This window comes from Kangiella sp., assembly GCF_014762745.1.
Lineage (GTDB): Bacteria > Pseudomonadota > Gammaproteobacteria > Enterobacterales > Kangiellaceae > Kangiella.
The window spans coordinates 1-13,713 of sequence record NZ_JABURJ010000137.1 but is presented as its reverse complement, the minus strand read 5'-3'; the positions used below and the strand labels follow the sequence as shown (position 1 = coordinate 13,713).

Genomic DNA, 13,713 nt, shown 5'->3' with positions numbered 1-13,713 from the left:
AAAAGGAGCTTCGGCTCCTTTTCTTTTTCATACTGTTACAGCTTCAAGTTTCTTTTTAGTACTCCGTACGCCACTTCATTTTGCCAGCGCCCATCGAAGTTAAAGTTTTCCTGAAAGTAACCCTCACGACGCATACCGATTTTTTCCATTAATTTCCAGGAGGCAATATTTCTAGGTTCACAATAAGCGACTAGTTTATGAAATGGCCAATCACGAGCAATTAACTTCAATAGAGCCTGTAAAGCTTCTGAGCCATAACCGTGTCCCTGAAAGTGGCGATTAAATTTATAACCGATTTCAATCTGTTGATGCTGCTTACTTTTGTAACGGAAGCCCACGTCACCAATCATTTTATTAGTCCTTTTAAGCACTACCGCAGCGCCCATCCATCGTCCTTCATCTCCCGTCCAATCACCTGCATGACTGTGGAACATTTCTCTGGCAGCTTTAGGATCACCAATCGGCCGAATGTATTTCATCACTTCCGGATCAAGCGCATATTCAAGATAGTCATCAACATCAGATTCGCTAAATGGTCGTATAATTAATCGTTCAGTTTCTATAGTGTTATTGTTCAACTCACAATTCCTCAAATCGATTGAGCATCGGAAAGTACAAGGCTGTTTTTATCGGTCTTTGTTCGATTCGACTGACCAGCTCTTTATATTGAGAAAGCTGTGGCGCATAACGCTCTCGCTCCGATGCAATGAAGTTTTCAATATCCAGGCCCTGATGATCACCGGTTTTGTAATCGACAATCCAGCGTACGCCTGCATCATCGACAAAACTGCGGTCAATAATAAAGTTTCTCACCACAGACCTGCCCTGCTCATCGTTTACCATGCCAGTAAGCTCCCACTCGCAGACAGCATTCTGGTGCGGTTTAAGCAGCCACTGCCCCCGAGAGTCTTGCATGGTGTTACGCAAGGCTTTTTTGGCCTTTTCAAAGGCCTGTTCAATATCTTTTTGTGATGACAACAACTCGGCCAACTGGGGCAATAAAGATTCAAACTGATTCTTCTCGAGTCGCTCAAAGCTTTGCCTTCCTAACCCAATCAACTCTAACTGCTTGTGTACAACCAGACCAACCACTCGCGCCACATCACTGGCCCAGTCAAAATCCAATGCTTCTCGCTCTATGACATCCTTATCCTGAGTACTGATCTGGTTATCAACCTCAGGTGGCTGCCATTGTTGTTTTAAGCGATACCAGCCATCGTAAAAGGTCGGAGCATCAATCTGTTCACTTAACTCACCCTGCTTACTGATGATCTCTTCGAACTTTCTATCAATGGTGTTTTCATAGTGCGGCAGTAAATAATACAGCAACGAGCGCTTATCAATAGAGCTGTAGGACCAGCCCTCTTTTGAACCTTTACCTGGTTCGCCACCACCCTTCTCTTCATCGTATTTCAGCTTTAATTCACAGCTAAGCAGCAGGCGTTTCTTGGCTCGTGTTGCAGCCACATACAGCAGACGGGCATCCTCAAAGGCAGCCTTTTTGCTTTGTATATCACGGGCCAGCTGATAAATCGGTTCCTGCCGTTCTGCTGCCTGAATCGGTGCCAACAAATAGCCTTGCTGGCCATGAGAAGTAAATTCTTCCCACAACAACAATTGATGACTATCGGCACGTTTTTGTCGCTGTAACGAGGGCAAGATAACCGTATCAAACTCGAGGCCTTTGGATTTATGCATGGTCATTATCTCGACCTGCGCCTTGTCCGCCTGTTGATTAGCGTATAATTCAGCTAACGCTGCCTGAATCCGCTCAAAAGTCAGTGGCCATTCGTCAGCCTCCAACTCAATCAGCAAATTAAATACTGCATACACATCTTCAAGTTCATCCTGACTTAATAAAACACTTGGTCCACCCAGAGCCAACCAGCAGGATTCCAATAACTGACTTAAGGGTTTGCGTCCTGCATTGGCTATAGCACTGCTCAATACAGCCCTTAGTCTACGTAAGGCTATTTTTGCTGGTTCAGTCAGTTCATCTACCGTTTCAAACTCTTCTAACAATTTCCAATAGTGATGATTAAATCGCTGTTGAAGATGGCTAAGCTCAGCCAAGGTCAACCCCATATAAGGGGATTTGAGCAAGGCTGTCCAGGCAATGCCATCTTGCGGTTGTAATAACAGGCGACACAGCATCATCAAATCAGTGACACAGCTTTTGTGCGAAAGGTACTCCATATCCTTGGCGTAATAACTGATACCGGATACGCGAAACTGCTGCATGATTTCCTGAGCGTGAGCACGGCCACGAACCAGCACGGCTATCGAACCTTTCGGATCCTGCTTCAGGATACGCTGCACACTTTGTGCGATATACTCGGCTTCGGTCCACCCAGGTTGATCAAAGTTTGTCAGGAAGTCCACAAAGTCCTGCTCGCCCTGCGGCTTCATGGCCTCTGCTGGACTGTAACTGACCGCACCTAACAGCACATCATCATGCTGAGGAAAAATAGCTTCAAAGCGTCGATTAACCCAGTTAATAATTGCTGGTGACGAACGGAAGTTGGCCGTTAACTGCAACGATGTTACCGGAAAGCCGTTAATGCCTTCCTGTTGAGTTTTAATAAAAAGACCCACATTCGCTTCACGGAATCGATAGATCGACTGCATAGGATCGCCGACCAGAAACAGGGTGCGGCCATCACCCGGTTGCCAACCTGCAATCAGTTTGCTCAGCAGTTGGTATTGAGTAAAGGAAGTGTCCTGAAACTCATCAACTAGCAGGTGTTTAATTTTATAATCGAGTTTCAGTGCCAGCTCGGATGGCTCATCAAAATAACCCAGAGCACGATCAGCAGCCAATGCAATTTCAATGAAATCTGCTTCAGCGTTTGACTGAAAATCGACGGTCAGTTCCACCGTAACCAGTCTTAGCAGATGTAACAGGGAATATAAAATCTGCTGCTGCTCTTCGCTGTAATCTGCACTCGGTAAGCTGCGGATATCGTTAAGAGTTTCAGCAAACTCAGGAACTTCGGACCACTGCTGGAACAACTCCTTCAGATCGGCTTTAATTTGCTTGCCCGTTTTCTTATCTTCGCCCTGCAGATCGCTATCAGCCAACAAGCCAATCTTTTTATTCAGTTGCTTCTTAAAGGTACCAGCCTTGACCAGACTGAATTCAGCAATCGCCTGCCATTCACGAATATGAGTAAAGTTAAACTCAGGCAACTGAGTAACATTCTTTAATGCTTCAAGCTCATGACCCGTCTCTAAAAAGCCGGCGGCAAAATGAATCGCTTGCAGGAAAGTACTGTGTTCCAGTTTGGCTTGAAACTGCTGTAGCGCCTCCAGTCGTAACTGAACAACCTGGTTAATACCATCTTGCAAAATCTCAATATCCAGCTCACCAGCACCCAATAAACGTAGCCACTGATCACGCTTGGCCAACATCTGAGCCAGCAGGCCGATCAACTTTTCCACCTGACTATCAAGGTGAGCCAATAGCTTTAAAATATGTGGCCCATAATCTTCGTCATCAAGATAATTAACGATAGTTTCAGCCGCTCGCTGATAGGATTCCGCAGCAAAATTAGTAATACCCAATGAGCCGCCAAGGTTACTCAGCAATGGCATTTGATTGGCAATCATACCCGACATGGCATCAAACGTCATGATACGAAGGCGATGACTGTTTTCCAGCAATCCCCAATGAAACTCGTCGTTACGCTGCAACACTTTACGCGCTAACCGCCAGGTAGTTTTATCATGTGGTGCATCCGGCTCAGGCTCATTGGCAGACAATAATGCATCAATCAACCTATGGCGCATTTCTGCAGCTGCTTTGCGGGTAAAGGTAATCGCAACAATTTCTTCCGGATTATCAACCGTGGTAAGCAGATTGAGAATACGCTGCGTTAACAGGCTAGTTTTACCGGCACCTGCAGGCGCCTGCACAATAAACGACTGACTAAAATCTATCGCCTGCTCACGAATCCCCTGATCCGGTGGCACCATAAAATTAGTCATGCTCACCTCCCTGCACTAATGCCTGAAAATCCTGCGAGCGTTGTGCCCAGCGACTAATGGCGGTGTAATCAGAAAAGTCTCCAGAGTATTCGGTCAAGTTTGCTTTACCTTCTTTAAAATCTTGCGCCAACTGTTCGAGCATCTCATGCCATTGTGCAACGGCCTGCTCAAAAGTCTCTCCATAAGGGTTGTACTGAATATCTTTTAACGCCTTTACGCCAGACAGCATTTCTTCTTCGTCAGTCATGCCAATATATTTACAGACTTTTAAATGCGCCTGCATAAAGAGTACACCAGCTACGTTTCCACCCAATTGCTGTTCGGATATGGCATACAGTAACAACTGAGGTTCGCCAATCGGATCACGAAACAAAGACATCAAAGAGGGTTGACCGGTTTTATAATCGATAATTAATAAGCGGCCATCATTTAACTGATCAATCCGATCGATTACCATACTAAAAGTCAGTCCGGCCAGCTGTAAAGTGCGCGCCACTTCGGTACCAATCACGGTAAAAGGTTCGCGCTCTTTATCGAGTGTCAAAGATTCTTCGATTAAGGTAAACAGTCGTAGCTTTTCAACCTGGTAGAAATTAGCATTATTGAGCAAATAAATACCACGTCTGGCTTCGTTCATCACAAACTCTAGTGTTTGATTGATTAAGTCAGCCTGCTCCTCAACTGCTAAATTTAGCAAAGTATGTTGAGTTTCGAGGCGTTGCCAAATTTTTTGCATGGCTCTATGGAACAGGTTGCCTCGATCCATAAAAGATATTCCAAGACTATCAACTTCAAACGGTTCCAACCCGAGTCGGTAACGCAAATAGGCATCAAAAGGTGAAGCCGCCTGCATTCTCAATAACCCGGTTCCACCTCTCACCTCATAAGATTGCTCAATCGGCTTGCCCATTTCATCATTGAAAAATTCCAGATCATCATTGATTGGCCAGTTATCAATAAACTCAGCGTTTTTACTCTGTAGCTCATACTGGCGCGGATGACTACCGGATTTTTGTAGCCATTTCTGTACCAGTGGGCTGATCATCTGCTCCTGATCGCCATCGTGTTCTGCAAAACTAATTACCAGTTCTGGATTGGCTCGTAAAGAATCAAGCAAGGATTGCGCATAGTCCAGCTCTCGCTGATGCGAAGAACCCGGTAGCTCATGCTTAAGTTGCAAGGCTTTTGACAGGAAAGGGTTAGGAACCGCTTTCTGAGGCAACGCCTGATCGGTTGCTCCGACCAGCCACACCGCATCGAACCTTAAACCAATCGCCTCCAGCAAACCAACAATCTGCAAAGGTGCCCGCGGTTGTTGCTGATGGAAACCCTGTTGTTCAAGGAAAGTTTTTAACAGGTTTAGAGCCTTGGCAAACGACAGGCGATCCGATGTAACTCGCTGTAAACTTTGTGACGACTTGATGGCTTCAATAAAGGTTTGCTGAACCTGATATTCACGACTGGACAAGGTGTTGTAACCGGTCCAGTGCAGCTTGGCGAGAAGCGCTAAAATAAGCTGCATGTTCGTGGTGTAATCATTGGCGGAAAGATCCGCTTCCTGCAGCCACTGACTCACCGTATTTAGCCAAGCGCATGTGACCTGATGATGACGTGTCAGCTTCAACAAATCATCTCGCGAATAAAAGGATTTATTCGATTTTCGTACCACCAGTTCAAGACGGGTAGCTTGCCAGTGTGCTTCCTGCTCCTTGTATAAATAGGGTGACAATAAAAGGTGCTGTAACTGTGCCTTACTGACAGTCCCCTGCAACGCAGACAACAAATCCATCACAACAGCAACCATTGGCTGTTGCAGCAAAGGTTCGTCAATCGAAAAATCATGTAATGGCTGTAGTATGTCTTTGCCCTGAATTAAACTTTGGCCGTAAAACTCGCGCTGGATTAATCGCTCGATATAAGAGCGCTGACTTTCCAAATCAGGAACGACAATTGCAATCTTTTGTTGCGGCTCCTCATCACTATGTTGCAACAACTTTTCTTTTGCCCAGCGCACAGCTGCCAGCAGTTCCTGCTTCGGTTCTGGCAAAGAATAAATGGTTACAGCATCCTCATTGATGGGAGCTTCAATTTGCCAATGATCAAGCTGCTTATGTTGCTCTAAGGCCTCAAGCAGTGCTTGCTGTTGCAGCGAAGGTTGCTGGAAGCCATAACTGATAATATTGTTCGGCAGTTGACCAATAAAGATATCCAGCTTTTCGAGCAAAAGATTAGACTGCTGATGAGCATCGACCCAACCTTTTTCATTGAGCAATTGTTGGTATTGATTAAACCAGGTTACAAAAGCCGTTTGATCCTGATCTCCGGGCAAATAATCCAACTCTTTAATTTGCCACTGCTGACAAATGCGCCAGGCGTCGTAAGATAGCTTCTGCGTCTGTCGACTATTGAGCAGTGATTGAGTCACCTCAGAATCTGCAACTATTTTTTGCCAAAGATACTGGCTTTGCACTGGTGTTAACCGTGATGGCAAAACCGAATCTTGCTGCACTATCTCCCAGCAATAATTAATAAAGGCCTGCCAGGGCATGACCTTTAAGCTCGGCCAGACTTCCAAGCCTTTCTGTAACTGAAACTCGGAATATTGCTCACGTATAAAACGCGACTGACGGCGACTCGCCGTAATAATAATAGTCTGCTCGGCGTCTACTGCTTCGAAGTGGAATCCTGTTTGCATAATATTCTTATTCTAATGTTTTGTTATTGGCAATTTACGATGAGGCGACCATGATGTTTTTTATCGATCAGCTCATCAAAATAAGGTGAGACATCTTCAAGCACGATTTCTTTACTGACGATTGTTTCAAAGTCCGGTAATGGTAACTCTTTACCAAACTGATGCCAGATTTTCGTGCGCAACGGCATAGGACAATTAGTCGAACTGATACCGAGCAAACTCACTCCGCGTAAAATAAAGGGAAAGACTTTTGCTTCCAAATCAGGACTTTGTGCCAAGCCGATTGACGCCACATTACCCCATAACTGCGTGTGGGCAATAATTTTACTTAAAGTTTTGCCACCAATGTTGTCGATTGCACCGCCGAACAAGGCTTTGCCCAATGGTTTATTGCTCATGCCAAGTTCTTCTTCACTGACCACCTGATTTGCACCTAACTCATATAAATAGTCATGCATACTTTTGCGGCTGGTCAGCGCAATCACTTCATAACCTAATTTACTGAGCAGATTTACTGCAATACTCCCCACTCCACCACTTGCCCCTGTAACCACGATAGGGCCCATTTCTGGCTTCTGATCATTGACCTGCATTCGATGAATGGCCAATGCAGCGGTAAACCCTGCTGTGCCGATAATCATCGCCTGGCGTGCATCATAGGCTTCAGGGATCTTAATCACCCATTCAGACTTCACTCGCGCGAATTGCGCCAGACCGCCATCAAACTGCTCGCCAATACCACAACCATTGACCAGCACTCGGTCGCCCTGGTTAAGGCTTGGATTATCCGAATGTTCGACCACACCGGCCAGGTCAATGCCCGCATTCAGCGGAAACTTTTTCATGATTTTTCCACGGCCTGATGCCGCCAGGGCATCTTTGTAATTGATGCTGGAATAATCGACGCGGATCAGCACATCACCAGCTGTCAATTCATCAGTTTCCATCTGCACCAATTGGTGAATAATTTTCGATTCTTTTTCTTCATTTTCAAGCTTCTTATTTTCAAAGACACGACAGGCAAGAAATGACACGGTGGCTCCTTATCGATTAGAGTTAGCAACAATATTGCGAAAAGTAATATTGATTCTGGGTTCGCTAACGGCGGGCTCTTTCGGCACCTGATGCGACCAGCATTTTTGCGTATTTCCACGCATGACCAATAGACTACCAGAAGTTAACGTCAGTTTGTGACGTAAATGCCGCTCCTTTTTATGTTTTAACTGAAAGTTACGCGGCGCGCCAAAGCTTAATGATGCAATGATTGGTTGAACGCCAAGTTCAGGCTCGTCGTCACTATGCCAGGCTACGCTGTCCCGCCCATCTCTATACAAATTAAGCAAGGCGCTATTAAAGTTACAGCGGCAAACCACTTCTATCCGCTGCTTTAACTTCAGCAGCTCGTCAGTCCAGGCTATTGGGTTATGTAGCACTCCTGAGTAGCTATAGCTGGCATTTTTATCGCCATACCATGCAGTCAATCTTGGCACTAGGCGCTCCACACCGGCAATGCGTATGGTTTCGGTCTGCCAATCTACGGTTTGCAGCAACTTATGCAGCAATCGGGAGGCTTCATCCTCAGCCACAAACTCAGGCCAATACTCCAGTTCAGCATCTTTGAGCTGAATTAATTCCGAAGTGTGTGACGTGAAAAGACTGGATTGTTGCATGGAAACCCACTATAAACTGTATATTTTTTAACCTGATTTACGTTAAAAAGTCCATTTCCCCTTGCTTTCAGGTGACTGCTAGCTAAACTAACGTGATCGTTTTATCACTGATACCAGTGATAAACACTATAAAACTATAAATCGTTCATTCAAGTTCAAATCCATTTTTATAGGAGTCCGCCGACAATGACGGCCGAAACAAACCCAATACCAAAAGATGAAAAAACCATATTAGGGCATCCTCGGGGCCTGGTAGTGCTGTTTTTCACAGAAATGTGGGAGCGCTTCTCTTACTACGGCATGCGCGCCCTTCTTATTATTTACTTAACCCAGCATTTCTTATTCTCAGACGAACGTTCTTCTGTTCTGTATGGTGCCTACACCGCTCTGGTTTACGTGATGACCATTATCGGTGGTTCATTAGCTGATAAATATTTAGGCGCAAGAAAAGCAGTAACCTTTGGTGCTATTTTACTTGTGCTTGGCCATACCGGTATGGCATTTGAAGGCAGTGGTTCCAAAGAAATCATGACCTACAATAATGCCGAGTATCAGTTAACTCTCGATGGCAGAGGCGGCGATGCAACACCAATCATCGTCTCTGAAAGCGGCCAATCACCAATTGTTTATGGCGAGAACCGTTCATTTACTATTGAGAATCCAGAAGCTGTTGGTCTGCCTGCATCTATTAGTGGTAGCGACTACGAAACTCGAATTGTCCACCAGCCTTTATATCTGAACATTCTTTATTTATCGCTAGCCTTAATTATTGCTGGTGTTGGCTTCCTGAAAGCCAATATCTCAACCATTGTGGGCTCGCTCTACGGCTTCGGTGATACGCGCCGTGATTCAGGCTTCACGCTGTTCTATATGGGTATTAATCTGGGTTCATTCTTGTCTTCAATAACCTGCGGTATCATCGGTATCGTCTGGGGTTGGGCTTACGGCTTCGGTCTTGCAGGCATTGGTATGCTACTGGGGTTAGTGACCTTCCTTTGGAAGCAAGATTGGCTGCAAGGCAAAGCTGATCCACCAAATCCTGCAAAGCTAAAAGAAAAAGCTTTCGCATTCGTTAACTTCGAGTGGATGTGCTACTTGATCGGTGTCGGCATCATTGCCTTGTCCATGTTCTTTGTTATGAACCCGGACATTATGGGTGGCATCCTGGGCCCAATCGGCTTGTTGATGTTTATCTACCTGATTGCTTATGCCTTGATTAAACTTAGTGGCGATGAGCAGAAACGTATGTTTGCGGCCATCTACTTCATCTTGGCGCAGATTCCATTCTGGGCATTGTTTGAGCAAGCAGGTTCATCGTTAAACCTTTTCACGGATCGCTTAGTTGATCGTGAACTATTAGGCTGGTCAGTACCTGCGCCAGTTTTCCAGGCACTTAATGCTTTCTTTATTTTCACCTTTGCACCACTTCTGGCATGGCTTTGGATATGGCTTGCAAAAAAGAAAATGAACCCATCAACGCCAGTTAAATTCGCCATGGGCGTATTCTTAGCGGGTGCCGGTTATCTTGTACTTGTACTGGGTATGAAAGCAACAGGAAGCGCGGGCATGACTGCGGTCATCTTTATCTTCCTTATCTACTTCATCCACACCATGGGTGAGTTAATGGTTTCTCCAGTGGGCTTATCCGCTGTGACCAAGTTAGCGCCAGTGCAGGCAGTGGGGATGAGTATGGGAGCCTGGTTCCTGTACAGCGGCCTATCAAACTTCCTGGCCGGTATCATTGCACGTACAACAGGTGCCGAAACAATTGGTGGTCAGTTAACTGACGTAGCCGCGGCTAAAGCTACCTACATCGATGTCTACTCGAATGTGGGCTATGTGGCGATTGGTATTGCAGTCTTTATGCTGCTTATATCGCCACTGATCAAGAAGCTGATGGCTGGTGCAGATTAATCAATCTTGCCAACTACAAAAAACCCGACTCAAATGTCGGGTTTTTATTGCTCAAGATTTTTACTTTGCCCGTTTGCAAGTAAAGTGTTCAGATTTATTGCCGAGAGTGCCGCTGATTTGAGCAGACTTTGCCGCTGACGTTCGAACGCCATGGATTGATATCCAAACCACCCCGACGTGTGTATCTCGCGTATACGGTCAATTCTAAAGGTTTGCAGTGGCTCATGATATCGGTGAAGACACGCTCGACGCACTGCTCATGAAACTCGTTATGATTGCGAAAGGAAATTAAATATTTGAGCAGCGATGCTTGATCAATTTTCGGGCCTTTATACTCAATTAAAATACTGGCCCAATCTGGTTGGGAGGTGATCAGGCAATTGCTTTTCAATAAATGGCTGTATAAAGACTCAGTAACCACTTCATTAGATTCAAGCGCCAATAACTCGGGCTGATACTGGTAACCATCAATTTCAATATCCAACTCATCCAGCAACACTCCTTGCCACTCTTTAACGGGTACCGCCTGATTATAATCTTCTACCTTAAACAGCTTTACCGAAACAGCTGTTTCTGCCGCTTTCGATAAATCATCGGTTAATGTTTTTTCAACCGATTGCCAGTCAGCAAAGCGAGTTTGGTTTAATGAGTTGAGATAGAGCTTGAAAGATTTCGACTCAATGATGTTGGTGCTGGCGCAATCAAATTCGAACACCGCAATGGCAACTTGCGGTTTACCCTTACTGTTGAGCCATGACAGCTCGTAAGCATTCCAGATATCAGTGCCGTGAAAAGGTAACTGCCCCTGAATATCAATCTCATCGCGCTTCAGCTGGCGCGCAACCGGAAACAACAGCTCAGGCTGATACTGCGACGGGTACTCAACCTGCTTACCTAATGGAATCTCTTGTGATGAAATTTCTTTTGATGAATCGTGATTTTGCATACTGATACTATAGGGCTACTGATGCTGATTTTTCATCTTGCGTCGGAAATAGACCGTAATTTCTTCACGGTCATGATACAGGTGCTTGGCCTGCCAGAAGTAATCAATATCGGCTTCTTCAAGTTCATCACAAATCATGCCAATACAATCATTCACTTCCTGAAAGCGTTTTTTCATGGGTAATTTCAAATTAAAAATAGCATGCTCGGTTTTACTTGCTACCAGCCATTTGGCCATCAGCTTGGCAACCAACGACGGCTTTTCCACCATATCACAGACCAGAATTTTAACCGGCTTTTCCGGCATCCAGGCCAGAGCATTTTCTTTAAGATGAATCACATGCTCGGTCTGCATCAGCTTCTTGTCCATGGCGCCATTATCAATCGCCGTTACCTGCAAACCATGCTGCACCAGCTGATAAGTCCAGCCACCGGGAGCTGCGCCCAGATCAACTGCGGTATGGCCCAAGCGCAAGACTGCTTTGCGCTGCTTGCCGGACATCAGAGTCTGGATCGCCTCTTCCAGTTTTAACGTTGAACGGCTTGGCGCATCCTTGGGGAACTTGAGGCGCAAAATACCGCCTTTCAGCTCAGAGGCGCGCCCAACAGGAGAAAATCCCACCAGACAGTGGTCAGTTGCCAAAAACAGCAGGTGTAATTGAAACTCACTGTCGTCATGGACCAATCCTTGCTTCTCGAGCGCAATGGTTACCGGTGTCGAAAACTTTTTACAGAACTTTGAAAGCTCACGTCCTTCATCGCTATCTAAATGCTCGACCAGCACTTTTTGCGCCATAGCCACTTCGCTGCATACTTCCAGAATTGGCGTAATCCGATCTTCAAGTGGCAATTCAACCAGCTCCGCTTTGGCCCAGAACCATTGACGCGCAAAAATCAGCTCATGAATATCCAGCTCTTCAAAAAATGCCTGTTCACTGGCCTCATCAAACAGGAAGAAACGCACATAACCCGAATTCGGCGACGTGTTGGCATAACCCGCCAAATCACAGGCATTGGCAAAAGACTGCACCTCAGCGGCACAGTCCGACTCAAAACCCGGACGACAAAAAAAGACAAAAGGCGTTTGATTCATGAAACCTGACTATTCACGGCGAAAATATGCGATTCATTCTATCACAGGCATACAATTACTAAATACATCTTCAGAGTAACTATTTGGTAGGTATGGATGGGGCTCCCTACAAACCTAGCCATATTCATAGTATCTTTTCGCCCCTCGGCGAGTTACTTTTACGGAATACATCCCTGTATTCCGCTGAAGCCAGCGTCGTTTCACTCCGCTGTTCAAATTTGTTCCGGACAAATTTGTCTTGTAATAAGTAACCACAAAATCGTCAGGAACGATTTTGAATAGCGAAGCTAGCCCGAAGGGTGAAGTACAGGATGTACTTCATAAAAGAAGACCACCCCGTGATTGAGGTTTCGCTTCGCTCAACTCCCTTCGTTTCCGCCAAGCCACTTAACGCACCGTAAAATACGTTCCATCCCTGGCCCGAATTTTACTATTCAAATCATCCAGGATTTGAATTGCTATGTCTTGGCTACTACTCAGCTCAATCAAAAGGGGCATTTTGCAAGTCTGAAGAATACTTACTAATACCTTTATGCCATGAGTTCTCGTTAAGAAATACCCTAAGTTAGATAAGAGCAAAATATATACATGTAGTTAGCTAATATTCTTAGCGACCTGTCAACCATTAGGGATTCCTCCCACATGGTGATAAAATCGCGCCATCTTGAACTGTGAACTCGACACCATGGCCCATTACACCAAATCAGACATCCCAGAACTGAAAAAAGACCTCTCTTTCAAGGAAACGCTGTGTGGCTTTCCTTTGGAGTTTAAAACCACCTGGGGGCTCTTCTCTCCGCGTAATATCGATGATGGCACTATCATGTTGCTCAAATACATGGATATTGAGCCTACGGACAATTGTCTGGATCTAGGCTGTGGTTACGGTGCGCTCGGCATTACTATGGCGAAAAAGGCACCTCAGGGCCAGACTCTGATGGTGGATAAAGATTTTGTGGCAGTAGATTATGCCAATAAGAATTGCCAATTGAATGGCGTTTCTAATGCAAGCGCACGCCTAAGCAATGGTTTCAGTGCTGTGTCAGAAAAACACTTTAACGTTATCTGCTCTAACATCCCGGCCAAAGTCGGCAATGAACTGCTTTATATCTTCCTACAGGATGCCTGGGATCGACTGGAACCCGGCGGCACTTTCTATGTTGTGACCATCACTGGATTGCGTGACTTTATGAAAAAGGCATTTAAGGAAATTTTCGGCAATTACAAAAAGCACAAACAAGGCCCCGCTTACACTGTCGCCAGCGCCACCAAGCAATAGCTTAAAAACCTCTGTAATCCCCTGTTTATATGAGATGTGACGCTTTGAGATAAATGAAGTGTCACATTGTCACGGCAGCGTCAAAATTCTGTAAACATTTTTTCACAAAATCTGTGGATAACTTTGGGGA

Annotated in this window: 9 protein-coding genes; 2 read left to right on the top strand and 7 right to left on the bottom strand. The window is 45.4% G+C overall.

Annotation, left to right across the window (positions count from 1 at the left end):
- Positions 1–35 precede the first annotated feature (35 nt).
- The 5 genes from HUJ19_RS12110 to HUJ19_RS12090 are packed head-to-tail and all read right to left on the bottom strand — an operon-like array spanning position 36 to position 8,352.
- The gene (locus HUJ19_RS12110; protein ID WP_290624458.1) at positions 36–578 is read right to left on the bottom strand and encodes a GNAT family N-acetyltransferase; all 543 of its coding nucleotides are present in this window, start codon (positions 576–578) and stop codon (positions 36–38) included.
- Position 579: 1 nt separating this feature from the next.
- Complete coding sequence (locus tag HUJ19_RS12105) at positions 580–3,987, bottom strand: exodeoxyribonuclease V subunit beta (protein WP_290624457.1); 3,408 nt, start codon at positions 3,985–3,987, stop codon at positions 580–582.
- Complete coding sequence (locus HUJ19_RS12100) at positions 3,980–6,682, bottom strand: PD-(D/E)XK nuclease family protein (protein ID WP_290624456.1); 2,703 nt, start codon at positions 6,680–6,682, stop codon at positions 3,980–3,982. The genes HUJ19_RS12105 and HUJ19_RS12100 overlap by 8 nt, the downstream gene beginning before the upstream one ends.
- Positions 6,683–6,705: 23 nt before the next feature.
- A complete protein-coding gene (locus HUJ19_RS12095) occupies positions 6,706–7,716 on the bottom strand; it encodes a YhdH/YhfP family quinone oxidoreductase (protein WP_290624455.1) in 1,011 nt (336 codons plus the stop codon).
- A gap of 9 nt (positions 7,717–7,725) precedes the next feature.
- Positions 7,726–8,352: an alpha-ketoglutarate-dependent dioxygenase AlkB gene (locus tag HUJ19_RS12090; RefSeq protein WP_290624454.1), complete on the bottom strand. Its 627-nt coding sequence runs from the start codon at positions 8,350–8,352 to the stop codon at positions 7,726–7,728.
- 186 nt (positions 8,353–8,538) lie between these two features.
- On the opposite strand from HUJ19_RS12090, the gene HUJ19_RS12085 reads away from it, so the two are divergent.
- Positions 8,539–10,266 carry a peptide MFS transporter gene (locus HUJ19_RS12085; protein WP_290624453.1) on the top strand — a complete coding sequence of 576 codons (1,728 nt, stop codon included), beginning with the start codon at positions 8,539–8,541 and terminating at the stop codon, positions 10,264–10,266.
- A 94-nt stretch (positions 10,267–10,360) separates the two neighbouring features.
- On the opposite strand, the gene queF is transcribed toward HUJ19_RS12085, so the two are convergent.
- Together queF and rlmM are read right to left on the bottom strand one after the other, a co-directional pair.
- Positions 10,361–11,212 carry an NADPH-dependent 7-cyano-7-deazaguanine reductase QueF gene (queF, locus tag HUJ19_RS12080; protein ID WP_290624452.1) on the bottom strand — a complete coding sequence of 284 codons (852 nt, stop codon included), beginning with the start codon at positions 11,210–11,212 and terminating at the stop codon, positions 10,361–10,363.
- A 15-nt stretch (positions 11,213–11,227) separates the two neighbouring features.
- Positions 11,228–12,304, bottom strand: coding sequence for a 23S rRNA (cytidine(2498)-2'-O)-methyltransferase RlmM (gene rlmM / locus HUJ19_RS12075; protein ID WP_290624451.1), 1,077 nt, complete (start codon positions 12,302–12,304; stop codon positions 11,228–11,230).
- A 685-nt stretch (positions 12,305–12,989) separates the two neighbouring features.
- Between rlmM and HUJ19_RS12070 the strand changes: the two genes are divergently transcribed.
- On the top strand, positions 12,990–13,583 hold the full coding sequence (locus HUJ19_RS12070) for a class I SAM-dependent methyltransferase (RefSeq protein ID WP_367274024.1): 594 nt from the start codon (positions 12,990–12,992) through the stop codon (positions 13,581–13,583).
- Positions 13,584–13,713 lie beyond the last annotated feature (130 nt).